The organism is Streptosporangium minutum (assembly GCF_002149035.1).
GTDB lineage: Bacteria > Actinomycetota > Actinomycetes > Streptosporangiales > Streptosporangiaceae > Streptosporangium > Streptosporangium minutum.
In genome coordinates, this window is sequence record NZ_NGFP01000061.1 from 1 (window position 1) to 24876 (window position 24876).

23 protein-coding genes, 1 tRNA gene and 1 pseudogene are annotated in these 24876 nt (G+C 71.1%); 7 read left to right on the forward strand and 18 right to left on the reverse strand.

The window, feature by feature from the left end; all coding sequences use genetic code 11:
* Positions 1 to 203: pseudogene (locus CA984_RS47895) on the reverse strand (hypothetical protein); the annotation flags it as partial.
* Between the two features lie 103 nt (positions 204 to 306).
* On the opposite strand from CA984_RS47895, the gene CA984_RS15460 reads away from it, so the two are divergent.
* Both CA984_RS15460 and CA984_RS15465 read left to right on the forward strand, forming a co-directional pair.
* Complete coding sequence (locus tag CA984_RS15460; RefSeq protein WP_242675969.1) at positions 307 to 1062, forward strand: amidohydrolase family protein; 756 nt, start codon at positions 307 to 309, stop codon at positions 1060 to 1062.
* A complete protein-coding gene (locus CA984_RS15465; RefSeq protein WP_086572596.1) occupies positions 1059 to 1820 on the forward strand; it encodes an amidohydrolase family protein in 762 nt (253 codons plus the stop codon). The genes CA984_RS15460 and CA984_RS15465 overlap by 4 nt, the downstream gene beginning before the upstream one ends.
* 251 nt (positions 1821 to 2071) lie before the next feature.
* Here CA984_RS15465 and CA984_RS15475 read toward each other — a convergent pair whose 3' ends face one another.
* On the reverse strand, positions 2072 to 2674 hold the full coding sequence (locus tag CA984_RS15475) for an NsdA family TPR-like regulatory protein (RefSeq protein ID WP_479725532.1): 603 nt from the start codon (positions 2672 to 2674) through the stop codon (positions 2072 to 2074).
* A 59-nt stretch (positions 2675 to 2733) separates the two neighbouring features.
* Between CA984_RS15475 and CA984_RS46165 the strand changes: the two genes are divergently transcribed.
* Both CA984_RS46165 and tgmC read left to right on the forward strand, forming a co-directional pair.
* Positions 2734 to 2895 (forward strand): hypothetical protein, encoded by a 162-nt coding sequence (locus tag CA984_RS46165; RefSeq protein WP_165781265.1) that lies wholly within the window; start codon positions 2734 to 2736, stop codon positions 2893 to 2895.
* Positions 2892 to 4022: an ATP-grasp peptide maturase system methyltransferase gene (gene tgmC / locus CA984_RS15480; protein WP_242675970.1), complete on the forward strand. Its 1131-nt coding sequence runs from the start codon at positions 2892 to 2894 to the stop codon at positions 4020 to 4022. The genes CA984_RS46165 and tgmC overlap by 4 nt, the downstream gene beginning before the upstream one ends.
* 89 nt (positions 4023 to 4111) lie before the next feature.
* Here the strand turns inward: tgmC and CA984_RS47165 are convergent, their stop codons facing one another.
* The 5 genes from CA984_RS47165 to CA984_RS15505 form a co-directional block, all read right to left on the reverse strand.
* Entirely contained in the window at positions 4112 to 5179 is a 1068-nt protein-coding gene (locus CA984_RS47165) for a dihydrodipicolinate synthase family protein (protein ID WP_086572603.1), read from the reverse strand.
* 9 nt (positions 5180 to 5188) lie between these two features.
* Positions 5189 to 6058, reverse strand: a complete 870-nt coding sequence (locus CA984_RS15490) for a carbohydrate ABC transporter permease (RefSeq protein WP_086572605.1) — start codon at positions 6056 to 6058, stop codon at positions 5189 to 5191.
* Entirely contained in the window at positions 6055 to 6921 is an 867-nt protein-coding gene (locus tag CA984_RS15495) for a carbohydrate ABC transporter permease (protein ID WP_086572607.1), read from the reverse strand. Before CA984_RS15495 ends, CA984_RS15490 begins: the two co-directional genes overlap by 4 nt.
* 65 nt (positions 6922 to 6986) lie before the next feature.
* Positions 6987 to 8234 (reverse strand): extracellular solute-binding protein, encoded by a 1248-nt coding sequence (locus tag CA984_RS15500; protein WP_086572610.1) that lies wholly within the window; start codon positions 8232 to 8234, stop codon positions 6987 to 6989.
* Positions 8235 to 8357: 123 nt separating this feature from the next.
* Positions 8358 to 9476: a DegT/DnrJ/EryC1/StrS family aminotransferase gene (locus CA984_RS15505; RefSeq protein ID WP_242675971.1), complete on the reverse strand. Its 1119-nt coding sequence runs from the start codon at positions 9474 to 9476 to the stop codon at positions 8358 to 8360.
* 92 nt (positions 9477 to 9568) lie between these two features.
* On the opposite strand from CA984_RS15505, the gene CA984_RS15510 reads away from it, so the two are divergent.
* Positions 9569 to 10774: a response regulator gene (locus CA984_RS15510; RefSeq protein ID WP_242675972.1), complete on the forward strand. Its 1206-nt coding sequence runs from the start codon at positions 9569 to 9571 to the stop codon at positions 10772 to 10774.
* On the opposite strand, the gene CA984_RS15515 is transcribed toward CA984_RS15510, so the two are convergent.
* The 5 genes from CA984_RS15515 to CA984_RS15535 all read right to left on the reverse strand — a co-directional run bounded on the left by CA984_RS15515 (position 10771) and on the right by CA984_RS15535 (position 15563).
* On the reverse strand, positions 10771 to 11766 hold the full coding sequence (locus CA984_RS15515; RefSeq protein ID WP_242675973.1) for a dihydrodipicolinate synthase family protein: 996 nt from the start codon (positions 11764 to 11766) through the stop codon (positions 10771 to 10773). The two genes, CA984_RS15510 and CA984_RS15515, sit on opposite strands and share 4 nt — an antisense overlap.
* 76 nt (positions 11767 to 11842) lie before the next feature.
* A complete protein-coding gene (locus CA984_RS15520; protein ID WP_086572616.1) occupies positions 11843 to 12859 on the reverse strand; it encodes an NAD-dependent epimerase/dehydratase family protein in 1017 nt (338 codons plus the stop codon).
* Between the two features lie 76 nt (positions 12860 to 12935).
* Positions 12936 to 13835: a Gfo/Idh/MocA family protein gene (locus tag CA984_RS15525; RefSeq protein WP_086572618.1), complete on the reverse strand. Its 900-nt coding sequence runs from the start codon at positions 13833 to 13835 to the stop codon at positions 12936 to 12938.
* Positions 13836 to 14015: 180 nt separating this feature from the next.
* A complete protein-coding gene (locus tag CA984_RS15530) occupies positions 14016 to 15131 on the reverse strand; it encodes a nitric oxide synthase oxygenase (protein WP_086572621.1) in 1116 nt (371 codons plus the stop codon).
* 356 nt (positions 15132 to 15487) lie between these two features.
* Positions 15488 to 15563: transfer RNA gene (locus tag CA984_RS15535), tRNA-Asn, on the reverse strand.
* Positions 15564 to 15753: 190 nt separating this feature from the next.
* Here CA984_RS15535 and CA984_RS15540 point away from each other — a divergent pair.
* Positions 15754 to 16068, forward strand: coding sequence for a YtxH domain-containing protein (locus CA984_RS15540; RefSeq protein WP_086572676.1), 315 nt, complete (start codon positions 15754 to 15756; stop codon positions 16066 to 16068).
* Between the two features lie 181 nt (positions 16069 to 16249).
* Here CA984_RS15540 and CA984_RS15545 read toward each other — a convergent pair whose 3' ends face one another.
* The 6 genes from CA984_RS15545 to dnaG form a co-directional block, all read right to left on the reverse strand.
* Positions 16250 to 16711 carry a hypothetical protein gene (locus tag CA984_RS15545; RefSeq protein WP_086572624.1) on the reverse strand — a complete coding sequence of 154 codons (462 nt, stop codon included), beginning with the start codon at positions 16709 to 16711 and terminating at the stop codon, positions 16250 to 16252.
* A complete protein-coding gene (locus tag CA984_RS15550; RefSeq protein WP_086572627.1) occupies positions 16708 to 18006 on the reverse strand; it encodes an MGH1-like glycoside hydrolase domain-containing protein in 1299 nt (432 codons plus the stop codon). The genes CA984_RS15545 and CA984_RS15550 overlap by 4 nt, the downstream gene beginning before the upstream one ends.
* A 67-nt stretch (positions 18007 to 18073) precedes the next feature.
* Positions 18074 to 19282 (reverse strand): iron uptake transporter deferrochelatase/peroxidase subunit, encoded by a 1209-nt coding sequence (gene efeB / locus CA984_RS15555; protein WP_086572629.1) that lies wholly within the window; start codon positions 19280 to 19282, stop codon positions 18074 to 18076.
* 51 nt (positions 19283 to 19333) lie between these two features.
* Positions 19334 to 20524: an iron uptake system protein EfeO gene (gene efeO, locus CA984_RS15560; protein ID WP_086572632.1), complete on the reverse strand. Its 1191-nt coding sequence runs from the start codon at positions 20522 to 20524 to the stop codon at positions 19334 to 19336.
* Between the two features lie 177 nt (positions 20525 to 20701).
* On the reverse strand, positions 20702 to 21805 hold the full coding sequence (gene rpoD, locus CA984_RS15565) for an RNA polymerase sigma factor RpoD (protein ID WP_386434902.1): 1104 nt from the start codon (positions 21803 to 21805) through the stop codon (positions 20702 to 20704).
* A 185-nt stretch (positions 21806 to 21990) separates the two neighbouring features.
* Complete coding sequence (dnaG, locus tag CA984_RS15570; protein WP_086572635.1) at positions 21991 to 23850, reverse strand: DNA primase; 1860 nt, start codon at positions 23848 to 23850, stop codon at positions 21991 to 21993.
* 160 nt (positions 23851 to 24010) lie between these two features.
* Here dnaG and CA984_RS15575 point away from each other — a divergent pair, with 160 nt between their 5' ends.
* Positions 24011 to 24865: a M23 family metallopeptidase gene (locus CA984_RS15575; protein WP_242675974.1), complete on the forward strand. Its 855-nt coding sequence runs from the start codon at positions 24011 to 24013 to the stop codon at positions 24863 to 24865.
* Positions 24866 to 24876 lie beyond the last annotated feature (11 nt).

The window sequence follows — 24876 nt, forward strand, 5'->3', positions numbered from 1 at the left end:
CTGGTGTAGTCGGTGTGGATCTTGGCGCCGACGAACCGGCCGGTCGGGAGATACTCGCGCAGGTCGCGCTCGGCGTCGGCGAGGCGGGCTCTCGCGCCCGGAGCGGCTCGGGTCCGCGGGGCGGCATGCTCCGGAGCGTGCCGCCGCCGTGTCGCGAGTCCATTGTTGTTCGATTTGGGCCCTGACCGTAATTTTTTGAGCATCCGCTGTCAACAGTCTTTCACTGGCTTGACGCTTGTGGATCGCAAGAAAGGCAATTATGGTCAAGACCGGTATAGAGAACTCGGAGAACGGATCGTTGCCGGCATGACAGCTTTCGACGCGGAGGGCCTGATCGGGGACCTCACGGTGACCCTCGACGTCGACGTACTCGTCGGCGCCTACCCCGACCGCGACGGCCCGCCCGGCACCCCGGCCGAGGTGTGCGAGACGCTCGCCCGGCACCGGATCACGGCCGGCGCGGTGGCCGGCCTGCGCGCCGCGCTGTTCGACGTGCGCTCCGGCAACGACGAGATCCTCGCGCTGGACCGTCCCGACCTGCTCCCGGTCGGCGCCGTCGACCTCCGCGACCCGGTCGGCGCGGGCGGGGAGCTGGAACGGCTCGCGGGCTCCGGAGCGCGCGCGGTCCGGCTCTTCCCCGACGAGCAGGGCGTCGAGGCGGACTTCCCCTCGGTACGGCACGTCGCTCGGCGGGCCACCGACCTCGGGCTGGCCATCCTCACCGGCGGGGACGTGCGGCGCTTCTGGCGTCCTTTCGCCGGGCTCGGCGCCCGGGTGGTGTTCCTGGACACGCACTTCTACCACCTCGGCGACTTCCTCGTGACGGCCGCCGACGAGCCGGGCTTCCACACCTCCACCCGGCTGCTCAACTCCCCCGACGCGCTGGAGACCGCCGCGGGCCACGTCGGCGCCGAGCGCCTGCTGTACGGCTCGCGCACCCCCCACTACGAGCCGGTCGTGCCCCTGCTGCGCCTGGCCACCAGCGGGCTCACGCCCGGCGAGGTGGCCGGCGTCGCGGGCGGCAACGCCCGCCGCCTGCTCGGCCTGGAGGCACAGTCATGATCATCGATGTGCACGCCCACTGGGGACCGTGGTTCTTCACCATGGACGTGGCGGAGGTGAACCTCGCGGTCATGGACCGCTACGGCATCGACCTGGCCGTGGTGTCCGCCACCGAGGCCGTCATCTACGACGCCCCCTCCGGCAACCGGGCGCTCGCCCCCGTCCTGGAGGGCACGGCCCGGCTCTACGGCTACGTGACGGTCAACCCCAGGCGGCTCGCCGACGCCGAGCGCGACCTGCGCGAGTATCTCCCGACCGGCCGGTTCGTCGGCGCCAAGATCCACACCGACTACACCAGGTCACCTGTGACCTCCCCCCAGATGCGCGAGGCGCTGGCCATGCTGGCCGAGCTGGGCTGCCCCGCGCTGGTGCACACCTGGGACGCCTCCGTGCTGGACCTCGCGCAGGTGTGCCTCGATCTGCCCGGCCTGCGGGCGATCGCGGGCCACATGGGGGCGACCGGGTGGCGGCACGCGATCGAGGCGGCCCGCGCGTGCGACCGCCTCTACCTCGAACCCTGCTGGTCCCACGCGCCCGCCGGGCGGTTCGCCGAGGTCGCCGCCGCCGTCGACGCCCGCCAGCTGCTCTTCGGCACCGACGCCACGCTGATCGACCCCGCCTCCGCGTTCGGCGCGGTCGCGGCGGCCGGACTGACCGGCGAGACCGCCGAGCGGGTCGCCTGGCGCAACGCCGCCGACCTGTTCGGCCTGGAGATCCCACCCGGTCACGGCTCCCCGTCAGCTCCCCCGGAGCGGTAAGCGGCCCGCCGGAGTCTGTCTCGGAAGCAGATCAGGCCGGAGCATGACTCAGCCGTCGTCGCGGCACAGGCGGAAAGGATGCCCAGCGGGGCCGAAGAGCACACGCACGTTCTCCTGCGATTGAACCGGCGCCACCGGGGCCGTCAACGAGTGCCTACGACCAGTACTTTCGCAACAGGCACTACACGCAGAGGCCGACCCGGCCCGGTCCCGCCTCCGGCGAGGGGCGGCGGGGCCACACAACACGGCAGTCAGCGAAGCAGTCCGGCAGCGAGGGAATCCGCCGTGGCGACATGCGGGGCAGCCCGGTACGGCTGCCACTCCTGGCGAAGCTGCCGCAGTTCACGGTGGACGCGGGCGGAGGCGATCCCCGCGAGGTCCTCGCGGAGACTGAGCACGGTCGCAGCGGCCCGCTCAGCGTCGCCGCCGCGTAGGTGAGCATGGGCGCACCGCAGACCGATCATGGCGCGGGTACGTCGCTCCACCGGCCGTCGCGTGCTCATGGACGCGACGAAGTGCTGTGCAGCGCCGGCATGGTCGCCCAGCGCGGTGAGCGCCAGCCCTGTCTGGTGCTGCAGCGCCTCCCGCCTGTAGTTACCGACCCACTCCTCCTCGGGCGGAGAGTCGGCGTGCTCAAGCTGAGCCTCAGTGCGGCGCAGCAGCGCCAGGGCATCCCAGCGATCAGCGACACCGGCGTGCGCCTCAGCCTGCATCCCGGTGATCCACGCCACGATACGCTGCGGACCGCAGGCACCAAGGGCGGATGCGGCAGCGTCGGCCAGGGCGAGCGCCTCCCGGTTGTGGCCGACCTCTCGGGCTTGGACCGCCATGGACCGCAGCACAGTAGCTCGCAACGCCCGGTCGCCGGCCTCGTCGGCCAGCCGGACCCGCCTACCTTGATGTCTTTGGGCTGGTGTTCGGCTGTTTCGACTTCGCTCTCAGCGCCGCCGACAAGCGACCCGAAACGTGGACCTTCATCGAATGCAACCCGAACGGCCAGTGGGCTTGGTTACCTGATGCCGACGCGATGGCGCACGCCTTCGCCGATGTGATCTTGGAGGGATGGTGGTCGTGAGCGACACCGCCGCAAAGCTCCGCCACACGCTGGCGGACATCGCGGGATCCGCCGGCTGGCGTGAGGCGCTGGAGAAGGTGCCGCGTGAGCTGTTCGTCGGCGACGCCGTCTTCCTGCGCGACGCGGTCCGCGGCGACCTGTGGACAGCCGTCCGCCGCGCCGAGATGGACGAAAGCGACTGGCTGAGCCTGGTCTACACCGACGAGACGTGGGTGACCCAGGTCGACGGGGTCCTGGCCGAGGACGCTTCTGGGGCGGTGACGGGCTCGCCCAGCTCGTCATCCACCACTCCGAGTCTGGTCGTGCGGATGCTGGAGACCGCCGGCATCGGCGAGGGTGACAGGGTGCTGGAGATCGGCACCGGCACCGGCTACTCCACCGCGCTGATGTGCCGGCGCCTCGGCGACAGTGCGGTGACCTCGATCGAGTACGACCCCGCCGTGGCCGAGCGCGCCGGCAAGGCCATCGCCATGGCTGGATACGCGCCGACTCTGGTCGTGGGTGACGGCCTGCACGGTTACCACGACGGCGCCCCATACGACCGGCTGATCAGCACCTGCTCGGTACGGACCATTCCCCCGGCATGGACGGGGCAGGTCCGCGCCGGAAGGACCGTCACGACACCGATGTGGGGCTGGATGGGCGGGGTCGCGTTCGCGCACATCACCCTCGCCGACGACGGCAGCGCCAGTGGGCGTTTCCTCAAGGACGACCTCTACTTCATGACCGCCCGAACCCACTTGGCGCCGCCGCGGCCACCTGTCGAGACCGGCATAGGCCAGGCCCGAGAGTCCAGGATTGATCCGGCGCTCCTGGACGGCGACGCCGCCCTGTTCGTCGCCCAGCTCGCCGCGCCGACCGCCCAGCGGGCCACGATTGGCGACATGACGATCCTGTTGGACGTCGGCACCGGATCACGGGCCGACACCCGGCCCGACCCGGCCGGAGGGTGGACGGTCCACCAGCACGGCCCGCTACGACTCTGGGACGCGGTCGAGGACGCCATCTTGACCTGGCATGCGGCCGGGTCGCCGCACCAGTCCTCGTTCGGGCTCACCGTCACCGGGGACCGCCAGTACGTCTGGCTGGGCGAACCGGACGGCCCATCTTGGGATCTGCCCGCCTGAGCGGCGTTCCGGCAGCTCAGCGGCGTGACGAAGTGATCAGTTCGCCCCTGGTGTCTCCCTATGAAGGGGCGGGGCATTCCCGACCGGCCTCAGGAGATCCGGGCGGGCCCGGTCGCGAAGGCCGCCAGGAGTGCCCGGTCCTCCGCCAGGTCAGGGCCGTACGGGTCGTGGGCGTGGCTGTCCGGGATCCGTCCCTCGGCGGCGGCCAGCCAGAGCATGCGCTGGACGTAGCCCTCCATCGGCTCGGTGAAGGTCGCGGCGGCCAGCCGGTCGAGCCGCGCGGACGCCCGTTCGAACGCGCGCAGGTCGGAGCCGGCGAAGGCGGTCATCACCTCCGCCGTGACCTCCACCGCCGCCGCCGCGATGCCCACCAGGGCGGCCTCGGCCCCCCACAGCAGCGACGGGCCGAACATCCGGTCCTCGCCGGTGATGGGGAGCCTGCCCGCCGCTCGGGTGACGGCGATCGCCTCCTGGCAGCCCATCGCGTCCGACAGCAGCGCCGTCTTCAGCCCCGCCACGCCGGGGTGGCGCACCAGCCGGCGCAGGACGCCGGGCGGGTAGGGCTTGACGTAGAGGTCGAAGGCGATCATCGGCAGGCCGGTCGAGCGCCAGATCGCGTCGTGGGCGGCCCAGGGGTCGTCGGTGGGGAAGACCATGACGGCGTCCGCGCCGAGGCCGGCCGCGACCCGGGCCTCGGCCACCATCCGGTCGACGGCCCCACCGGCGTGCCCCGCCGTACCGGACGGACCTGCCGCATCGGACGGGCCCGCCACATCGGACAGGCCCGCCGTACCGGACGGCCTCGCCGTACCGGACGGGCTTCCCGCACCGGATAGGCCCGCCGTACCGGACAAGCGTGCCGGGCCGGATGTGTCTCCCGTACCGGGTGAGCCGCCGACGCCCACGATCACCGGCACGCCCGTCGCGACGGCCCTGGTGATCAGGCCCGCGCGGACCTCCGGGGCGAGGAAGGGGCCGCGCCCGGTGTGCGCGAGCACGGCCAGGCCGTCGGCCCCGTCGGCGACCAGGCCCGCCAGGTAGTCGCCGGCCAGGTCGAGGTCCACCTCTCCGGCCGCGGTCATGGGGGTGGCCGCCGCCGCTACCAGGGTACCGCCCAGCCGGTCGCGCAGCTTCGCCGCCCGTGAGTCGATGTCCATCCGGCGAGCCTATTTCAGGCCGGTCATGGCGATGCTGTTGACCAGGTAGCGCTGGAGCAGGGCGAAGACGAGCAGGCAGGGCAGCACCGAGATCGTCGCGGAGGCCATCAGCACGGCCAGCGGGACCTCCTCGCCCCGCAGCGTGGTCAGGCCGACCGTCAGCGTGCGCAGCGCGTCGCCCTGCGCGGCGACGAGCGGCCACAGGAAGTCGTTCCAGTGCCACAGGAAGACGAAGACCCCCAGCGTGGCGAGGATCGGCTTGGTGAGCGGCACGACGATCCGCCAGTAGACCAGCCACTCGGAGGCGCCGTCCACCCGGGCCGCGTCGAACAGCTCGTCCGGCAGGTCCTTGATGAACTGGCGCATCAGGAAGACGGCCTGGGAGTTTGCGAGCGTGGGGACGATCAGACCCCAGTAGGTGTCGATCCCGCCCAGGTCGGAGACCAGCACGAACGTCGGGATCAGCGTGGCCTGGAAGGGCACCATCATCGTCGCCAGGAAGACCCACAGCAGGGCGTCCCGGCCGGGGAAGCGCTTCTTGGCGAAGGCGTAGCCGGCCATCGACGCCGTGATCAGGATGATCACCACGGAGACGAGCGCGTAGATCAGCGAGTTCATCGTCCATCCGATGAACCCGGAGGCCGACAGCGTCCGCACGAGGTTGTCGAAGGTCAGCTCGGAGGGCCACTGCGCGGGCACCGTCGGGCTGCTCGCGGGCGAGAGCGCCACCACGAGCATCACCAGGAACGGGCTGACCGTGAGGATCGAGACCAGGCCGAGCAGGACCGTCAGCGGCCACTTCCCGAACGTACGGCGCGGCGCGGGGGCCGCCGCCTTCTTCTTCTCCGTGGTGGTGGGGCGGGAAGCGGTGATCGTCATGAGGTCCCCCGGTCGAGCAGGCGGCGCTGGACCAGCGAGACGATCAGGACCATCGCGAACAGCACCATGCCCAGGGTCGCCGCGTAGCCGAAGTCGAAGAACTTGAAGCCCTGTTCGTAGAGGCCGTAGATGAGGGTGTAGCTGGCCCGGGCCGGGCCCCCTCCGGTCATCACGTAGATGGTGTCGAAGGTCTGGAAGGCCCCGATGGTCTCGATGATCAGGACGAAGAACAGGGCGGGCCGCAGCAGCGGCAGCGTGATCCGGCGGAAGCGCTGCCAGGCGCTGGCCCCGTCGACACGGGCCGCCTCCAGGTAGGAGCCGGGGATGGACTTCAGGCCGGCGAGCAGGATCAGCATGGAGTAGCCGAACCCCTTCCAGACCGAGACCACCGCCAGGGCGGGCAGCACCAGCGAGGACTGCTCCAGGAATCCGACCGGGCCCAGGTCCACCTTGGCCAGCAGCCCGTTCAGCAGGCCGTCGAACTCGTAGATCCAGCGCCAGATCACCCCGGCCAGCACGAAGCTCGTCACGTAGGGCAGGAACAGCATCCCGCGGAACAGCCCCTTCGCGTAGATCGCCGCGTTGAGCATCAGGGCGGTGCCGAGGGAGACCAGCATGGTCAGCGGGACGTAGATCGCCACGTAGAGCAGCGTGGTACGCAGGCTGGCCAGGAAGAGCGGATCGTCCAGGAGCCTGGCGTAGTTGTCGACCCCGACGAAGCTCCACTCTCCGCTGACCTTGTAGTCCGTCAGGCTCATGCCCGCCGCCCCCAGCGTGGGGGCGATTCGGAAGATCAGGAAGAGCACCAGCATCGGCAGGACGAACAGCAGCCCCGTCATGGGATCTCGCAACCGCTGTCGCACAGGGTCACACCTCTCAGTCGGACCTCCCCGCCGCGGCCGGCGCGGCGGGGAGATGCATGGTTGGCTCAGCCGCTGGCCAGCAGCGTGTTGGCCTCCTGGGCGGCCGCGTCAAGGGCCTTCTTCGCGTCCTCCTTGCCGAGCAGTGCCGCCTGGATGTGCGGTGCGATCAGCGCCATCACCTGCCGGGCCTTGGGGTGGGTGTCGCCGGGGAAGGCGAACTCCAGCGACTTGGCGAACTCCGTGGCCTCCGGCGTCTGCCCCGGCACGGTCGCGTCGGTGCGCGCGGGGAAGAAGCCGGACTCCTTGGCGAGGTCGGCCGCCACCTCGGGCGAGGAGAGATACTCGGCGAACTTCCTGGCCTCGGCCTGCCGGGAGGAGTGCTTGGCCAGTACCAGCCCGCCGGGGATGCCGAACGCCACGCGCTTGCTGCCCTCCAGCGGCAGCCCGATCCCGACGTTCTCGGCGCCGATCGCGGCGCCGAGCTGGACCGCCTGGAGCGCGGTCGCCGCGTGGTACATGGCGGTCTTGCCGGCCGCCAGCGGGCCGCCCTCGATCTCGTTGGTCTTGGTCGCGGCGTTCTCGGGGATCCCGCCGACGGCCTTGAGGTCGAGGAGGAGCTGCAGGGCCGCCACGCCCTCAGGGCCGTTGAAGGCGACGGACTTGCCGTCCTGGGCGAACACGCTGCCGCCGTTGGACCACAGCAGCGGGTAGAAGCTCTGGTTGAGGCTGATCTCGGGAGCCCCCGGGTAGTCCAGGACGGCGATCTTCTTGGCCGCCAGCTTGGGCGCGGCCTCCTTGAGCCCGGCCCAGGTGCCGGGCACCTCGGTGACCCCGGCGTCGGCGAAGGCCTTCTTGTTGTAGATCGGCGCCGTGATCGTCTGGTAGATCGGCACGCCGTACAGCGCGCCGTCCACCGTCAGGGCGTTCAGCGCCGCGGGCAGGTAGGCCGACTTGGCGGGGGCCACCAGATCGTCGAGTGCGACGAGCGAGCCCTGCTGGGCGTACTGCGGGATCTGGTCGGGGCCGAGGACGACCAGGTCGAAGCCCTTCTTGGCGGCCAGGGCCGTCGTGACCTTCTCCTGGCGGCCCTCCCAGGGCTGCAGGTCGATCTTGAGGTCGATGGTGGCGTTCGCCGCCTCGAAGTCCTTCTCGACCTTGCCCCAGAACGCCTGGCTCTTGGCCTGGTCGGAGATGACGGGGTACATCCACATGGTGACCGTGCTCTTGCCCGACCCGGAGTCGGAGCCGGATCCACATCCGGCGAGCACGACTCCCAGGGCGGCCGCGAGGCCGGCTGCGGCGACCTTCCTCATCGGCGCCTTCCTTTCCTTTTTGCTAATACCGGTCTAGACCGAAACCTAGTCACCTGGTTAAAGGCGGGTCAATGCCTGAAATACGAACGTAACTAACCGCCAAGGCCGGTACCCGATAAGTGATCATCGACCGAACCCGGCGGCCACCGCGTCGACGTGCTCGTCGGTGTAGTGCTCGTTCCAGTCGATGACCAGCAGGTTCTCCGCGACCAGGCGTTCGGCCTCGGGACACGGCGCGGGCGGGCCGTCCAGCGGGAAGCGCGAGGTGCCGTAGACGGGCCCGTCCCACACCGGGGCCCGGTTGAGCGGCTCGGCCAGGTAACCGGCCCTGGCGGGGATCCCGGCACCGGCCAGCCGCTCGGCCAGCTCCGGGGCTCCCCCGCCGGGCAGCACCAGCGGGAACAGCCACCAGGCATGCCCCTCGGGATCCGGCAGGCAGACCCCGTCCAGCCCGTCCAGAGCCTTCAGCAGCCGCGCGGCGGTGCGCCTGCGGGCCTCGACCACCCAGGGCAGCTTCACGAGCTGGGCACGGGCGACCGCCGCCTGCAGCTCGGTCATGCGGTAGTTGAGCCCGAAGCTCACATGATGGCGGCCGACGGCCCTGTCCCAGCCCTTGTCGGCGAAGAGACGCATCGTGTGGGCCAGCCGGTCGTCGTCGGTGATCACCAGGCCGCCGTCGCCGCAGGTGATGTGCTTCCACTGCTGGAGGCTGAAGCAGCCGACCTGCCCCACCGTGCCGACCGGGCGCCCGCCGGGCGACGTCGCCAGCCACGCCTGGGCGCAGTCCTCGATCAGCGCCAGGCCGTGCTCGTCGGCCAGGGCACGCAGCTCGGCCGTCCGGGCCGGGGCCCCGAACAGGTGGACGGCCATGATCGCACGGGTGCGCGGGCCGATGAGCGCCGCCACCGCGTCCGGATCGAGATTCCCGGTCTCCGGATCGACGTCTGCGAAGACAGGGACGGCGTTCTGCGCCAAGATAGGGGCCACCGTGCCGAAGTCGGTCAGCGGGGTCGTGATGATCTCGTCTCCGGGGTCGGGCGCGGCGGCCACGACGGCCAGATGGAGGGCCGCGGTGCCGGAGCTGCAGGCGATGGCGTGGCGGGAGCCGTACAGCTCCGCCATCTCACGCTCCAGCGCTCGCGCCTCGGTCCCCCACACGGAGCTGAGCATCCCGGAACGGATCACCCGCTCCGCGGCGGCGACCTCCTCGTCGCCGAGTGTCCGTCCGTCCGGTCCGGCCATGCTGGGAAATGTCAGAGCCAACGAGCACCTCACAAAAGGTAGAGTCAGACCATAAAGCGGTCTTGACCGTAATAGGGAACGGAGAGGCCTGGGTGGGCATCGTCATCGGAGTCGTCGGCCCCCATGATCTGGTTGACGAGGTGGCCGCCACCTGTGAGGAGCAGCTCGGGGTGAGCGCCTTGCGGCTGGACTACGACCACGAGTCGCAGGCGCCCGCGATCGTGGAGGCCCACGCCGCGTCGGTCGAGGGATGGCTCTTCACCGGCATCGTGCCCTACATGCTGGCACGCGACGCCGACGTGCTGTCGCGGCCGGCCTCCTTCGTGGACTACTCCGGCGCCACCCTGCTCAGCGCCCTCGTCCGCCTCCAGCACGAGGGACAGGACGTGACCCGGCTGTCCATCGACACCCTGGCCTCCGCCGACATCGTGACGACCTTCGCCGAGGCGGGCCTGCCCACCGAGGACATCCGGACCCTCCCCTACCGCCAGGGGATGAGCTCGAAGAAGGCTGTCGCGTTCCACCGCCGGGGCGGGGGACACGCCGTGGTCACCTGCCTCAGCTCGGTCCACGAGGCGCTGCGCGGGGAGATGCACGTGCTGCGCCTGGTCCCGTCGGTCCACTCGGTCCGCGTCGCCCTGCGCCAGCTCCTGCAGTCGGCCGAGGGGCAGGCCCAGGAGGACGCGCAGATCGCGCTCGGGCTGATCGAGGTGGAGAGCGAGGAGGGTCTGCTGCGCGAGGCCACCGCGCTGGGCGGCACGCTGGCCGCCTTCCGCGGCGGCACGCATCTGCTCGTCACCACGCGCGGCCCGCTCTCCGACGCGACGGGGGGCTTCTCCTCGCTGCCCATGCTGTCGCGCCTGGCGAGCCACAACCAGGTCGTGCGGGTGGGGTTCGGGCTGGGGCGCAGCGCGGCGGAGGCCGAGAGCCTGGCACGCCGCGCCCTCGCCCGCGCCCGCCGCATCGGCGAGGTGGCCGCGGTGCTGTCGCTCCGTGCCGACACCGACATCGTGCTCGAATCGGTCACCGCCGCGCCGGCGGGCGGCAAGAACCTCAACGTGATCGCGCGCCGGGTGGGGCTGTCGGTCCCGACGCTGGAGAGGTTGATCGAGGCCCGGGCCGCCGTGGGCGACGAGCCGCTCACCACCCGCGAGATCGCCGAGCGCCTGGGGGTGCAGCAGCGGACGGCCCGCCGGATGCTGCACCGCCTGGAGCTGTCGGGGCTCGCCGAGCGCACCGGCAACCTTTCCAGCGGTTCGAGCGGCCGCCCGCTGACGATGTACCGGCTGACCCTCTAGCCCAGCCACCGGCCGAGACCCTCGGCGACGAAGTCGTCGTCACGCAGCCAGGGGTAGGCGGCCCAGATCCGGTCGATCTCGGCGAGCTGGCCCGGGGACAGGTCCTCGGCCGGGTCCAGGCACCAGCGCCCGGCGAGCAGGCCCTGGCGCCGGAGCACCTCGTGGATGCCGGGGATGCAGCCGTGGAAGCCGCCGGCCACGTCGAAGATGGCCGCGTTCGCGTCGGTGAGGTGGCCGTCGAGGGTCAGCAGGCGCCGCACGGCCACGTCGTCGCCGGCGCGGGCGCGCTTCGCCTCCTCCAGCAGCTCGACCGCGCGCCGCACCCAGACCGCCCACTGGCCCAGCAGCCCGCCGACGAACTCCAGCTCGACCTCGCGGCCGTCGACGACGACCCGGTGAGGGGTGATGAGGTCGGCGAGGATGTGGTCGTCGTTGCCCGTGTAGAGCGCGACCTCGCCCTCCCGGCCCGCGCGGCAGACGCCGTGCAGGACGTCCAGCGTCCGGTAGCGGTCGAAGGGCGCCACCTTGATCCCGACCACCGAGTCGATCGCGGCCAGCTCCGTCCAGAAGTTCCGGGACAGCTGCCTGCCGCCCACCGCGGGCTGGAGGTAGAAGCCGATGACGGGGAGGACCTCCCCCACCGCGCGCGCCCGTTCGATCAGCTCGTCCTCGTCGAGTCCCCGGGCGGGGCTGAGCAGGACCATGTGGTAGCCGAGCGACGCGGCCAGCTCGGCCTCGGCCACGGCCTGGGCGGTGGGGCCGGTGGCCCCGGCCACGAGGAGCACCTCCCGGTCGTACTCGCGGGCGGTCTCGGCCGCCAGTTCGAGCACCGGGGGCAGCAGCGGGGTGCCGTGGATGGCGAACTGCGTCGTGTGCACCCCGACGGCCAGTCCGCCCGCCCCCGCCTCGATGTAGTAGCGGGTCAGCGCCCGCTGGCGCCGCTCGTCCAGCCGGCGCTCGCCGGTCAGCGCCAGCGGGTGGGCCGGGATCACACATCCCCGCCGGAACAGATCATGTACGGACGCGTGCGTCCCAGGTGCCGTGCTCAGCACGTGCCATCCCCCTCGATTAGAACTTGCCGTCACGACGCTCGAACTTGGTGGGCTTTCCGAGGAGCGGCCCGCCATCGGCCACCCATCGCGCCGTGTGCCCGATAAGCTCGGTGAGCGTGAGATCCGGGTAGCCGAACAGCCCGTGGCAGCGCGCGGCGTTGGACAGCAGCGCCGTCGGGGCCTCCTCGCCGGTGAACACCGGCCGCCTGCCGAGAGCCTCGCCGAGGGCCTCCGCCGCCTGCCGTACCGAGACCAGCTCGGGGCCGGTGACGTTGAGGACGTACGGCTCGGCGCCGGCCAGCGGCAGCGAGCGGAGCGTGACCTCGTTGGCGTAGCCCTGCCAGACGACGTTGACCTGTCCGGTCGTCAGGTCGATCGGCTGGTCCGCCAGGATCCTCTGCGCGAGGTCGACGAGCACGCCGTAGCGCATCTCGACCGCGTAGTTGAGCCGGATCAGCGACAGCGGCGTGCCGTACTCGGCCGCGAAGTGCGTGAGCACCCGCTCCCTGCCCAGACAGCTCATCGCGTAGTCGCCCACCGGGCCGGTGGGGCCGTCCTCGGTGCTGCCGCCGCTCGCGACCGGCACCAGGGGGTAGACGTTGCCCGTGGACAGCGCCGCGATCCTGCTGCCGCGGAACCGGTCGGCCACCCGTCCCGGCAGGTAGGTGTTGGTGAACCAGGTCGCGTGCTCGCGCCCGGCGGTGCCGAACTTGGCGCCGACCAGGAAGACCACGTTCGCGGCGTCGGGCAGGCCGCGCAGCGCCTCCTCGTCGGCGACGTCGGCCGCCACCACCGTGGCGCCGCTCTCCTGGAGAGACTGCGCCAGCCCGGGCTCGGAGAACCGCGACACCGCGATCACCCGCCGGGGCACCCCCGACGCCCGCACACCGCGCAGCGCCAGGCGCACCAGGCTCGGTCCCAGCTTGCCGCCGGCCCCAAGGATCATGATGTCGCCGTCGAGCTTGCCCAGATCGTCGGCGAGCCCGTCACGCGGTCGTGACAGCCGCTCGTCCAGTTCCGCCAGCGTGCGCATCCGGCCTCCTTGTTCTCATTTACGGTCCAGACCGTAACTTCGACAGGCTCCGGATGTCAATGGGCGCGGCGCGGCGTCAGCTCGGCGGGACGGCCTCGCGCGCCGAGATCAGCACGTCGAGGATGGCGCGGGTCTGCTCCCACGGGACGGGACTGGGCGCTCCCCCGACCATGGCGAGGAACGCCTCGATCGTGCCCTCGTAGCCGAGGCCCCGCAGCACGTCGTCCCCGCCCTGGATCACGATCGTCTCGGCGGCGTCGCGGGTGTGGACGGTCACCGTGTAGGACTCCTCCTCGGTGACCCCGAGGATCTCGACGGTGCCGGGGACGCCGTTCCCCCACTGCAGCGCCATGACGCCGGTGTCCTCCGAGCGGAGCGAGCCGTAGTGACGGGTCGCCCCCGCCGCGCCGACGAGCCGTACGTCGGGGCCGAGCAGGGCGACGAGCAGTTCCACGCCGTGGATGCCCATCGTCACCATCGTGCCGCCCCCCTCGGCCGGATCGTCCTGCCAGGGGTTGTAGCCGGTGGCCCAGAGGCCCACGTCGTGCCGGACCGTCGCCCGGACCGCCAGGACCTCCGCGGGGTCGACCCTCCGGCCCGCGAACCCGGGGGCGAAACGGAGCACCGAGCCGGACATCACCCGCTCGGCGACCGGCGCGATCAGCGCGTCCAGCTCCCGCAGCCCCGCGCGGGTGGCGGCGGCCGGCTTGTTGACGAAACAGGGCGCCCCCGCCTCCAGGACCGGCCCCAGCGCCTCCGCCGTCCGCGGCGTGGGCACCGTGAGGACGACGCCGTCGGGCTCGGCCGCCAGGAGCTCCTTCAGGGTGGGGACCACGGTGGCCGCCGAGTGTTCCTCGGCGAAGCGCGCCAGCCGGACGGCGTCCTCCTCCCACACCACCAGTTCGGCGCGGCGGGCGACGGTACGGGCGTCGGTGAAGGGGTGGCTGGTGGCCAGGCCGGCGAATGCGATGCGCACGGCATCCTCCTGAGCAGTCGGGCTACCGACCTTACGACAGCAACCGCGACGGCCTCGGTCCCGCCCGGCCGCGCCGTCCCCGCGACCGGCCCGGACCGCGCCCCCTCCCGCCGGGCTCTCCCCGGGCCGGAGCACATGCGCCTCTCCCGGGCGAGAGCGGGCGCGGGCCTCCCGGCAGGGTCAGCTGACAGGCCAGTGACCGAGTCCGCGGTCCATGGAGTCGGGATGGTGGACGAAGCTCGGCGACAGCTCCGCCTCGTCGTAGTAGCGGTGGAAGACCGGCGTGGCCGAGCCCGAGATGGGAGGGACGATCCAGCTCCAGTCGGCCGGGCAGACCCGCCCCGCCTTCTCCTCGCGCGCCACATGGGTCAGGAAACGCCGGGACTCGGTGTGGTGGTCGGTCATCGTCACCCCCGCCTGCCCGAAGGAGTGCAGGACCGCCACGTTCAGCTCCACCAGGGCGCGGTCGCGCCAGAGCGAGCGGTCGTCGGTGGCGTCCAGCCCGAGGAGGTGGGCCATGACCGGCATCAGGTCGTAGCGGTCGATGTCGGCGAGGTTGCGCGCGCCGATCTCGCTGCCCATGTACCAGCCGTTGAACGGCGCCGCCCGGTAGTGGATCCCGCCGATCTCCAGGCACATGTTGGAGATCGCCGGTACGGCGTGCCAGCGCAGCCCGAGGCTCTCGAACCACCGGTAGGACGGATGGGAGAGCGGCACCTCCAGCACGGCGTCGCCGGGCACCGCGCACATCAGCGGCGGCCCGTTCCCCTCCGAGACGAGCAGCGGCAGCACGTCGAAGTGGGAGCCGGGCCCACCGGACCAGCCGAGCTTGCGCACCATCGTGGTGAAGTCCACGTACCGGGGGTCGCCGATGACGGACCCGTCGTCCATCGCGTATCCGGCGTACCGGATCAGCTGCTCGTTCCAGATCCTCGGCCCCGGCCTGCCGGGCCGGTCCGGGGCGAACACCGTGATCGTCGGCCGGACCTTGTTGTTGGGCGCGGCCTCCCTCAGATGGTTCACGCACTCCACGGCCACGCCCTCGGCCGTGTTCACCTCCCGCCGGTCACGCACCTGCAGCGAGTGCCAGTAGAGCCGCCCGATGCACCGGGAGCTGTTGCGCCAGGCCACCCTCGCGCCGAAGGTGAGTTCTTCGGGGGTGTGCGTGTAGGTCCCCGTCATGTGGATCTCGGCCTGCGCTTCGCGCAGGCGGGGTTCCACCGGCCCCGCGGCCGGGTTCTCCGCGTGGAACAACCTCAGGAAGTCCGCGGCCGCCGCGACATCGACCTCCCGCACGGCCGGAACAGGCCCTCTCGCCTTCAGGAATGTGGACACGGCGCGTCGGACACCCTGGATCAGATCCGGTGCACGCCGCCGGGACCTCCGCCATATCAGCACAGAACAACCACCCATGCGTGGCTCACGGGCACAGACAGCCGTTCCGGGCGGCGCGGTGCCCTGTGTGCAGCGGCCCTTGTCCCACTGCGATCGCTGGTGTTCCGCGGCAACCGCGCCATCTTCGCTTGACAGGCGAGCACAGCGATACACGACGCAGCGTCTGTCATCTTCTATGACTGAAGATGATTTGTCTTCCGAATGGGGACATGGAACGCCGAAGGCCCCCGGAGCTGGGCTCCGGGGGCCTTCGGATGTGGCTCCCGCGATAGGACTCGAACCTATAACCTGCCGGTTAACAGCCGGCTGCTCTGCCGATTGAGCTACACGGGATCGTGCTTTGCGCTGCTCCGGCCCGGGGAGGTTTTCCCCGCTCCTTGCGGCGCAGGAATAGATTAGCGCACTCTGAGCGTGTGTGTCGCATCGCTCCGAGCGTGTGTGTCGCATCGCTACACCGGGGTAGGTCGGAGAGAACTCGCGATCCGCGGGTAGGGTCCGGCGGAGCACGGCTGTGGAGGTGGAGATGCGTTACCGATTGATGTTCGGGGTGGGTCTTGCGGTGGGCTACATCCTGGGGAGCCGCGCCGGGCGCGAGCGATACGAGCAGATCAAGCGGATGGCCCAGCGGGTGTCCGACAACCCCTCGGTGCAGGAGGCCGCCGGCCTGGTCGGCGCGCGGGTCTCGAAGGTCACCGACGTCGCCAAGACGAAGGTGAGCCATGTGGCGAAGAACCGGCTGCCCTTCCTGCAGTCGGAGAACGGCGTGCAGGCCGCCAAACACGACGAGACGGGCACCGGCTGGCCGGAGGACGACAGAGCCGTCTCCCCGCACCCGTGAGGGACGGCGGCCCTGAAGGACCGGCGACCCGAAAGGACTGGCGCCCCTGAGGGACCGGCGGCGGAAGGCCCCCCGCGGGGGGCCTTCCGCGCGTCCGGGCCCGGGCGCGGTCCCCCTCCGCGTGGACGGAGCCCGGGAGCCGCCCCCTTCCCCGTTGCCCGAGGTCCGAGGTCCGAGGTGGTCAGACGCCGAAACTACGGCGTGTCTCCTCCAGCGCCTGCTCCGCCAGGGCCCGCAGGCCGGGGTCGGCGGGGTCCATGCCGGAGTCGAAGACGAACTCCCAGATCATGCGGTCGTCGTCGGCCTTCCTGGCCACCAGCCGGACTCCGCCGCGCGCGTCCAGCGGGGCGTACTGGCTGACCACGATCGAGGCGGTCACCCGCTCCCGCACGGCCTCGGGGATCCGCCCCGGCTCGGGCAGCAGCGCCCGGTGCGACTGCCCGGCCGTGGTGACGACCGTCAGCCCCTCCTCGTCCCAGACGCCGCGGTCCACCTGGAACCACGGCAGCCGGACACCGCCCAGATAGAGCGCCCGGTCCGTGGCGATCACGTAGCCGTCTGGCCCCTCGGCGTAGGTCAGCACCCGGTCGGGAGGGACGACGGCCGCGCGGACCTCGGCGGGCATGCGGTTGAAGAGCTTCATTCTCCCACGTTATCCGCGAGCAGATCGAGGGTGAGCGCGGCCGAGCAGGAGAAGTCCCCGCTGCCCCGGCCGCTGCCGTCGAAGGGGTCGAAGCACTCGCGGAAACCCGCCTGCCGTACCAGGCGCAGCGTGCCCGCGCCGAGCAGCCGCACCAGGTCCGTCCGGCCGTGTACGGCCAGCGCCAGCCGGAGCAGCCAGTTGGCGTTCACCCAGGACGGCCCCCGCCAGTATCGGGACCGGTCGAACTGCGGCGCGCGGATCTCGCAGCTCGGCACCGGATACCCGGCGGCGCCCATGAACCGGGGCGACTCCAGCACGCCCACCAGTTTCTCCACCCTGTCGGCGGGCAGGCCCGGGTCGAGCATCGGCCCGAAGCACCCGACCGTGCTGACGGGGCTGAGCCGCCCGCTGCGCAGATCGCGGGCGCGGAAGACACCGTCGGACCAGAGGCGCTCCAGCAGGCCCGCGCGGATCCGCTCGGCCGCCTCCAGGTGCGGCCCGGGGTCGGCGCCCGCCAGCGGGGCCAGCTCGGCGAGCACCTGGCAGGAGGCCAGCCAGATCCCGTTGAACATCGGGTCCTCGACCGCGAACGGATGGTCGTCCCGCAGGTAGGCGGCGTCGTAGCCGGAGTCGCGGTAGCGCAGGGCCAGCCAGACGTAGCGGTCCTGGTGGCTGTCGGAGTGGCAGCCGGGAGGCTCCTCCCGCCGGTACGCGTAGCGGACGGCGGGCAGCGCCCCCACCGGGGCGTCCCACACGGGGCTGTCGTCCATCCCCGACTCCCACGGGTGAACGATCGCGGCCAGCCCTCCCCCACCCAGGTCCCTGGTCGTGGCGAGGTAGGCGTGCTGGGCCACCAGCATCGGGTACAGCCGGCGGACGAGGGCCGCGGCCTCCTCGCGGTCCGCCGCGTGCCGCCACACCCACCAGGCGGCCAGGGCGTGCAGCGGCGGCTGGGTCAGACCGGAGGTGGGCGTCCCGTTGGGGGACGCCGGGTTCTCCTGCGAGCGCCACACAGAGGGGCCGGGGAAGTAGGCCTCGGCGCGGGCCGGGCGGAAGACGATGTGCGGCACCATCCCGGTGCGCCACTGCCCGGCCAGCAGGCCCAGCAGTTCCGCCCCCGCCCTGCGGGTGTCCCAGCGGGCCAGGCCGATCGCCACGAAGGTGGAGTCCCAGTTCCACTGGTGGGGGTAGAGGCCGGGTGCGGGCACGGTGGCGGACCCCGTCCGGTTCGCGTCGAGCACGGACCACGCCCCGCGCCCGAGCGCGGCGTCGTCTACCGCGGGCCGCGCCTCCATTTGCCCAGTCTGCCCCTGTATGCGCCGGGAGAACAGGGTCTCCCCCGGGCCGCGGGTGGAGGTGCGGTCAGTCCAGGAGCCCCTGGCCCCAGAACGAGCCCGGCCGCACCCCGCCCGGACAGGCGAAGACTCCGGACCCGACGTGCTGGATGTATTCGTTGAGCGTGTCCTTGGCCGCCAGGGCGCGCTGGATCGGGATGAACCCCTTCTCCGGGTCACGCTGGTAGGCCAGGAAGAACAGGCCCGCGTCCAGCCGCCCCAGGCCGTCGCTGCCGTCGGTGAAGGAGTAGCCCCGGCGCAGGATCGTCGCCCCGCCCAGGGCCGCCGGGTTGGCCAGCCGCACGTGGGAGTCGATCGGCATCCTGTCCAGGACCACGGGGTCGTGCTCGCGCGTGCCGCCGTAGGGGGCGCCCTCGCGCTTGGTCCGGCCGAAGATGTCCTCCTGCTCCTTCAGGGAGGTGCGGTCCCAGGTCTCGATGTGCATCCGGATCCGCCGGGCAACCAGGTAGGAGCCTCCGCGCATCCACTCGGGCCCCTCGTCGCCGACCCAGACGTGCTCGTCCAGCTGCTTGTGGTCGGTGCCGGCGATGTTGTTCGTGCCGTCCTTGAAGCCCATCAGGTTGCGCGGGGTCTGCGCGTCCGGCGTGGTCGAGGACGTCTTGCCGAAGCCGAGCTGGGACCACCGGACCGACGCCGTGCCGAAGCCGATGCGCACCAGGTTCCGTACGGCGTGCACCGCCACCTGCGGGTCGTCGGCGCAGGCCTGCACGCAGAGGTCACCGCCGCTGCGGGCCGGGTCGAGCTTGTCGGCGGGGAAGTGCGGCAGCTCCTTGAGCCGGTCCGGCCTGGGCAGCTTCAGCTTGTCGAAGAACGAGGGGCCGAAGCCCACCGTCAGCGTGAGCCGCGAGGCGGGCAGGCCGATGGCCTCGCCGGTGTCGTCCGGCGGGGCCAGCTCCGCGCCCGTCGCCCCGCCGCCGACCTCCTGCGCCGCGGTCAGCCGGACGGCCGCCGCGGTCCAGGCCTTCAGCATCGCCACCACCTTCTCGCGGGAGTCGGTGCTCAGGTCGAAGGCGGCGAAGTGCAGCCGGTCCTGGACCGGCGTGGCGATCCCGGCCTGGTGGGCGCCGTGGAAGGGGATCGACCCTCCGGGGGCGTCGGCCTGGACCGGCGCCGGCTGCGCCTGCCGTACCAGGCCGGCGCCGGCGACCGCGGCGGCTCCGGCGCCCACGGCGATGCCCGCGCCGGTCAGGAGCCGGCGGCGGCTGAGATCGGGCATTTCTCCCCCTTCGGTAAAGATCGGCTCGCGGCGACCGCGCTTCGGCAAGGATCAGCTCGCGGCGACCGCGGCGAGGCCGGACAGCGGCTCGGCGAGGGCGTTGACCGCGTCGGCGAGCTCCTTGACCTGGTCCTTGGACAGGTCGGTGTAGGAGACGTAGCCGTCGCCCTCGGCGTACTTGGCCAGGAGCTTGTCCAGGTCGGCGAACTCGGCGTCCAGCGTGGTGACGAGGCCGGGGTTCTTCTCCATCACGATCGGGGTGAGCAGCTGGTAGACCTTGAGCGCGCCGTCCACGTTGGCCTTGAAGTCCCACAGGTCGGTGTGCGAGAAGGCCTCCTCCTCGCCGGTCACCTTGCCGGTCGCGACCTCGTCGAGAAGCTCCTTGGCCCCGTTGGCCATGGAGCTCGCGGTGATCTCGGCCTTGGGCAGCCTGGCCTTGAGCTCCTTGAGGTCGGTCAGGAGGGTGTCACCGTACTTGGCCTCCTTCTTGACCGTGTCCGGGGCCTTCCACAGCGCCTTCTCCAGGCGGTGCCAGCCGGTCCACTTCTGGCCCTCCTCCAGGTCGGCCTCGCGCAGGTCCACCTTGGGGTCGATGTCGCCGAACGCCTCGGCCACCGGCTCGATGCTCTCCCAGCCGAAACGGCTCGGGGCGTAGAGGGCCTTGGCCTTCTTCACATCGCCCTTCTTGACCGCGGCGACGAACTTCTCGGTCGTGGCGATGGTGTCGTCCACCTGGGTGGCGACGTAGGCCCGGTAGTCCTCGACGGCGCGGGTGACGCGCGGATCGGCCTGGACGGCGAGCTCACCCGTGACCGTGACCTCCTGGCGGATGCCGTCGCCCTCATGGTTGGGCTTGCAGGCGAGCTGGTAGGTGCCCGCGGCGAGCTCCACGACCAGGTCGCCGGTGGCGCCGGGGGCGATGTTGGCCCGCTCGCCGACCACGGTCTTGTCCGCCCGGAAGAGATACAGCCAGGTGGGCTGCTTGCCGTCGTTCTTGGCCCGGAAGCTGACGACGCCGGCGGGCAGCGCGGTCTTCGCCGCCACGCACGTGGTGTCGGTGGCCGCGACGTCGACGGTCTCGGTGACCTTGCCCGTCGGGGCGGCGTGGGTGGCCGAGCCGGCGGCGCTGCCGCTGCCGGTCGTCAGACCGCCGTCGGCGGCACCGTCGTCGGCCGAGCCGCAGGCTGTGAGCGCGATGGCGAGAAAGCCGCAGGTGGCGACAGAACGGAGGACGGGGGGCATGAAGGCTCCTGAAAGTCAGTTAGGCGTCCCTAACTTAGCTTCCCCTTACCTCGTTTCACCAATCCAGGTGGCCCCCAGCTCGGTGTGATAAGCGTCACCGGCTCGCGAGGCGCCGCCGGCCGGGAACGGCGAAAGCCCCCGGGACGTGGAACCAGGGGGCCTTCGCCGTAAGGACTCTCAGTCGAGATAGTCGCGGAGCATCTGAGCTCTGGTCGGATGACGGAGTTTGGCCAGGGTCTTGGACTCGATCTGCCGGATGCGCTCCCGCGTCACGCCGAACTCCCGGCCGACCTCCTCCAACGTCCGGGGATGGCCGTCGGCCAGGCCGAAGCGCAGCTGGATGATGCGCTGCTCACGGTCGGACAGCGTCGCGAGGATGTCGTCGAGCTGGTCCTGCAGCATGATGAAGGCCGCGGCCTCCATCGGCACGACCGCGTCCGCGTCCTCGATGAAGTCGCCGAGGTCGGAGTCCTCCTCGCCGATCGGCGACTGCAGCGAGACGGGCTCCTGGGCGATGCGCTGGATCTCGATCACCCGGTCGATCGGGAGGTCCATCTCCAGTGCGATCTCCTCGGGCGCCGGCTCGCGGCCCAGATCCTGGTGGAGCTGGCGCTGCACCCGGACCAGCTTGTTGATCGTCTCGACCATGTGCACCGGAATGCGAATGGTGCGCGCCTGGTCGGCGATGGCCCTCGTGATCGCCTGGCGAATCCACCATGTGGCATACGTGGAGAACTTGTATCCCTTGGTGTAGTCGAATTTCTCGACCGCCCGGATGAGCCCGAGGTTGCCCTCCTGGATCAGATCCAGGAACAGCATCCCGCGGCCCACATATCTTTTGGCGATCGAGACGACGAGCCGCAGATTGGCCTCGATCAGCCGCTGCTTGGCCCGCGTGCCCTGCCAGACCAGCTCCTTGAACTCCGGGAAGGCCAGCCGCGAGACGACGCTCGTCAGCTTGTCCTCGGCGAACAGCCCGGCCTCGATGGACTTGGCGAGCTCCACCTCCTCCTCGGCCGTGAGCAGGGGCACCCGTCCGATCTCCCGCAGGTATATGCGGACAAGATCGCTGGTCGGAGCACGTTTACCGACATCCTCCTCATCGGAGCGGGTGGTCTCCTCGTCGCCCTGGGGTTCGAGGACCTCCACTCCGTGTTCGGCGAGCATGCGGACGACGCGTTCGAGCGCGTCGGACGGCAGCTCGGATTTGTCGAGAGCGGCGGCCACGTCATCGACCGTGACGCTTCCGCGCTCTCTCCCTTTCGCAACGAGGTCGGCCACCTGGTCTACCGATGGCGGCCCACTTGGCAGCACCGATGCACCCACGGGACACAGTCTGCTGTATTGGGTCCCCAAAATGGCAGACCTATTTTTGTCACCGAAGGTAAGGCCCCGATCATTATCGAACCGAGACCTCATTAAGGTTTGGTCGAATCAGCGCATGGAAATTAAAGCCAATTACGCGATCAACTTCCGGCGGCACGTTCCTTCAGCACGCGCCGCTGCTGCTCCAGCGCGACCAGCTCACCGAACAGCCGGTTGTACTCCTGCTGCTCCTCGACCGGGTTGGTCCGCTGCATGCGCGACTTCAGCTGCTCGATCGCCCGGACCACCGAGACGAGCTCCAGCGCGGCCAGCATGGCCGAGGCGTAGCGCTCCTCGCTCGCCACGTCCGCGCGCAGCTCCTCCACCGCGAACCGGGTGACCACCCCGCGCAGCGCGTCGGTCACCCCGCCCAGCAGCCGGTCCACCCACTCGCGGCCGCCGTGCCCGGCCGCCGCGGTGCCCCCGGCGTCCATGACCAGCTTGTAGAGCGCGACGTGTTCGGGCAGCGTGAACGCCGCCGGGCCGATCGTGTCGAAACCGGGCCCGAGCAGCGCGGGACGCTGCACGGCCAGCTTCAGCACCTCGGCCTCGGTCCGCACGCCGGGATCGGTGAGGTCGGCGACCTTCCGCGGCCCGGCGGGCCGCTGCTGCCGCTGCTGGCGCGGCTGGGCCGTGGCGGAGATCTCGGCGATCCGGTCCATGACGAAACGCTCGTTGTTGAAGCCCAGCCACCGGTCGAGGTCCACGCCGTAGAGCTGGCGCAGGGCCCGGTCCTTGATCCCGGCCACGATCGGCGCGGCGGCGTCCAGCGCGGAGAGCCGGCCCTCGTTGGTGCTCACGTCGTAGCGGGAGATCATGCTGCGGATCGCGAACGCGAACAGCGGCTCCCTGCTGGCGACCAGGTCCCGCACGGCGGCTTCGCCCTGCCGTACGCGCAGGTCACACGGGTCGAGCCCGTCGGGCTGCACGGCCACGAAGGTCTGGGTGACGAACTTCTGCTCGTCGGCGAAGGCCCGCAGCGCCGCCTTCTGCCCCGCCGCGTCGCCGTCGAAGGTGAAGATCACCTCGCCCTGGGACCCGGACTGGTCCAGCAGCAGCCGCCGCAGCACCTTGATGTGCTCCTCGCCGAAGGCGGTGCCGCAGGTGGCCACCGCCGTCGGCACGCCCGACAGGTGGCAGGCCATCACGTCGGTGTAGCCCTCGACGATCACCGCCTGGGACCGCTTGGAGATCTCCCGCTTGGCCAGGTCGACGCCGTAGAGGACCTCGCTCTTCTTGTAGAGCGGGCTCTCGGGGGTGTTGAGGTATTTCGGGCCGTCCTCGGCGTCGTTCAGCTTCCGCGCGCCGAAACCGATCACGTCACCGGTGATGTCGCGGATGGGCCAGACCAGCCGCCCCCGGAACCGGTCTATCGGGCCTCGCCGCCCCTCCTTGGCCAGGCCGCCCTTGATCAGCTCGGCGCTGGTGAACCCCCGGGCCATCAGGTGGCGCGCGAGCGCCTCCCACTCGGCCGGGGCGTATCCCACCCCGAAGTGCTCGGCGTCGACCCGCTCGAACCCGCGCTCCGACAGGAACTTGCGCCCGATCGCGGCGTCCGGCGCCGACAGCTTCGAGGCGTAGAACTCCGCCGCCGCCCGGTGCGCCTCGATCAGTCGGCTCCGCTCGCCCTGCTCGCGGCCGGGGACGTAGCCGCCCTGCTCGTAGCGGAGCTGGATGCCGGCCCGGTTCGCCAGCCGCTCCACGGCCTCGCCGAACGACAGGTGCTCCAGCCGCCGGACGAAGGTGATGACGTCTCCGCCCTCGGCGCAGCCGAAGCAGTACCAGTAGCCCCGGGTGGGGGTGACGTTGAAGGACGGGCTCTTCTCGTCGTGGAAGGGGCACAGCCCCTTCAGGTTTCCGCCGCCCGCGTTGCGGAGCTGGATGTGCTCACCCACGATGTCCGCGATCGGTGAGCGCTCCCGCACGAGCGCGATGTCCTCGTCACTGATCCGGCCTGCCACGCCGCGAGTCTAGTGGCGGCCCGCGACAGCTCGGAGCCTGACGGTGGAGGCGACTTTCCGGAACGGGCCATGACCAATCGGAAGGTCGGTTACAAAGGTAACGGCCGATTCTCGATAAGTTACGCGGGTGGAGATCATGCGATCGGGGCATATAGCGCGATTGGTCGGCGTAACCGGCGCGGTGCTCGTCACAGGGGCCTGCGCGTCACCGAGTGGAGTGGCGGGCATCAGCACGCTGCCTCCGCCCCCCTCCGCCGAGGCGGTCGCCGCGGCGCCGGGCGCGGTGACCGCGACCATTCCGTCGCCGACACAGACGGCTGTCCCCAAGGTGCCGGTGCCGGTGCGGGTGACGGTGGAGCGGCCCAAGGCCGGCGACCCGGTGCAGGTGCCGCCGCCGAAGGTGTCCGGCCACACCTACGCCTTCCCCGTCAAGGACTGCAGGGTGACCTACGAGAGCAGGCTGCTGGTCCTGCCCAAGACCACCGTCTGGGCGGCCAAGGGATGCTCGTTCGTCTCGCCGGTGAACGGCGTGGTCCACGAGGTCAACACCAAGAACCGCTGGAAGCGCTCCACCGACCGGGGAGCCGACCGCGAGGGCCGGTTCGTCAGCGTCATCGGCGACGACGGCGTGCGCTACCTCGGCGGCCATCTGGACAGGGTGACACCGGGGATCGTGCCGGGGACACGGGTCAGCGCGGGCCAGGTCCTCGGCCAGGTCGGCAACTCGGGCAACGCCCGCTACACCGCCAGCAACCTCTACTTCGCGATCTCCTGGAAGACCGAGCCCTCGCTCTGGTGGGTACGGCGGGGCATGGTCAAGCCGTGGAACTACCTGGACGCCTGGCTGAACGGCAACCGCACGCTGTCGCCCAAGGACGAGATGCAGGCCGTGATGGCCCAGACCGGGGCGGCGCCCAGATGCGTGACCCTGTGCAAGTCCAAGCCGGGGGCCAGGCCCAAGCGCACCGAGAAGCCCCCGAGGCCGGACGACGAGCACATCACGGTGGGCGGTTAGCCCCCACCGGG

Coding starts and splice junctions, on each gene's coding strand:
- CA984_RS15460 (WP_242675969.1), top strand. CDS start 307: ATGACAGCTTTCGACGCGGAGGGCCTGATCGGGGACCTCACGGTGACC.
- CA984_RS15465 (WP_086572596.1), top strand. CDS start 1,059: ATGATCATCGATGTGCACGCCCACTGGGGACCGTGGTTCTTCACCATG.
- CA984_RS47165 (WP_086572603.1), bottom strand. CDS start 5,179: ATGGACATCGACTCACGGGCGGCGAAGCTGCGCGACCGGCTGGGCGGT.
- CA984_RS15490 (WP_086572605.1), bottom strand. CDS start 6,058: ATGACGATCACCGCTTCCCGCCCCACCACCACGGAGAAGAAGAAGGCG.
- CA984_RS15500 (WP_086572610.1), bottom strand. CDS start 8,234: ATGAGGAAGGTCGCCGCAGCCGGCCTCGCGGCCGCCCTGGGAGTCGTG.
- CA984_RS15505 (WP_242675971.1), bottom strand. CDS start 9,476: ATGGCCGGACCGGACGGACGGACACTCGGCGACGAGGAGGTCGCCGCC.
- CA984_RS15520 (WP_086572616.1), bottom strand. CDS start 12,859: ATGCGCACGCTGGCGGAACTGGACGAGCGGCTGTCACGACCGCGTGAC.
- CA984_RS15540 (WP_086572676.1), top strand. CDS start 15,754: ATGCGTTACCGATTGATGTTCGGGGTGGGTCTTGCGGTGGGCTACATC.
- CA984_RS15545 (WP_086572624.1), bottom strand. CDS start 16,711: ATGAAGCTCTTCAACCGCATGCCCGCCGAGGTCCGCGCGGCCGTCGTC.
- CA984_RS15550 (WP_086572627.1), bottom strand. CDS start 18,006: ATGGAGGCGCGGCCCGCGGTAGACGACGCCGCGCTCGGGCGCGGGGCG.
- efeB (WP_086572629.1), bottom strand. CDS start 19,282: ATGCCCGATCTCAGCCGCCGCCGGCTCCTGACCGGCGCGGGCATCGCC.
- efeO (WP_086572632.1), bottom strand. CDS start 20,524: ATGCCCCCCGTCCTCCGTTCTGTCGCCACCTGCGGCTTTCTCGCCATC.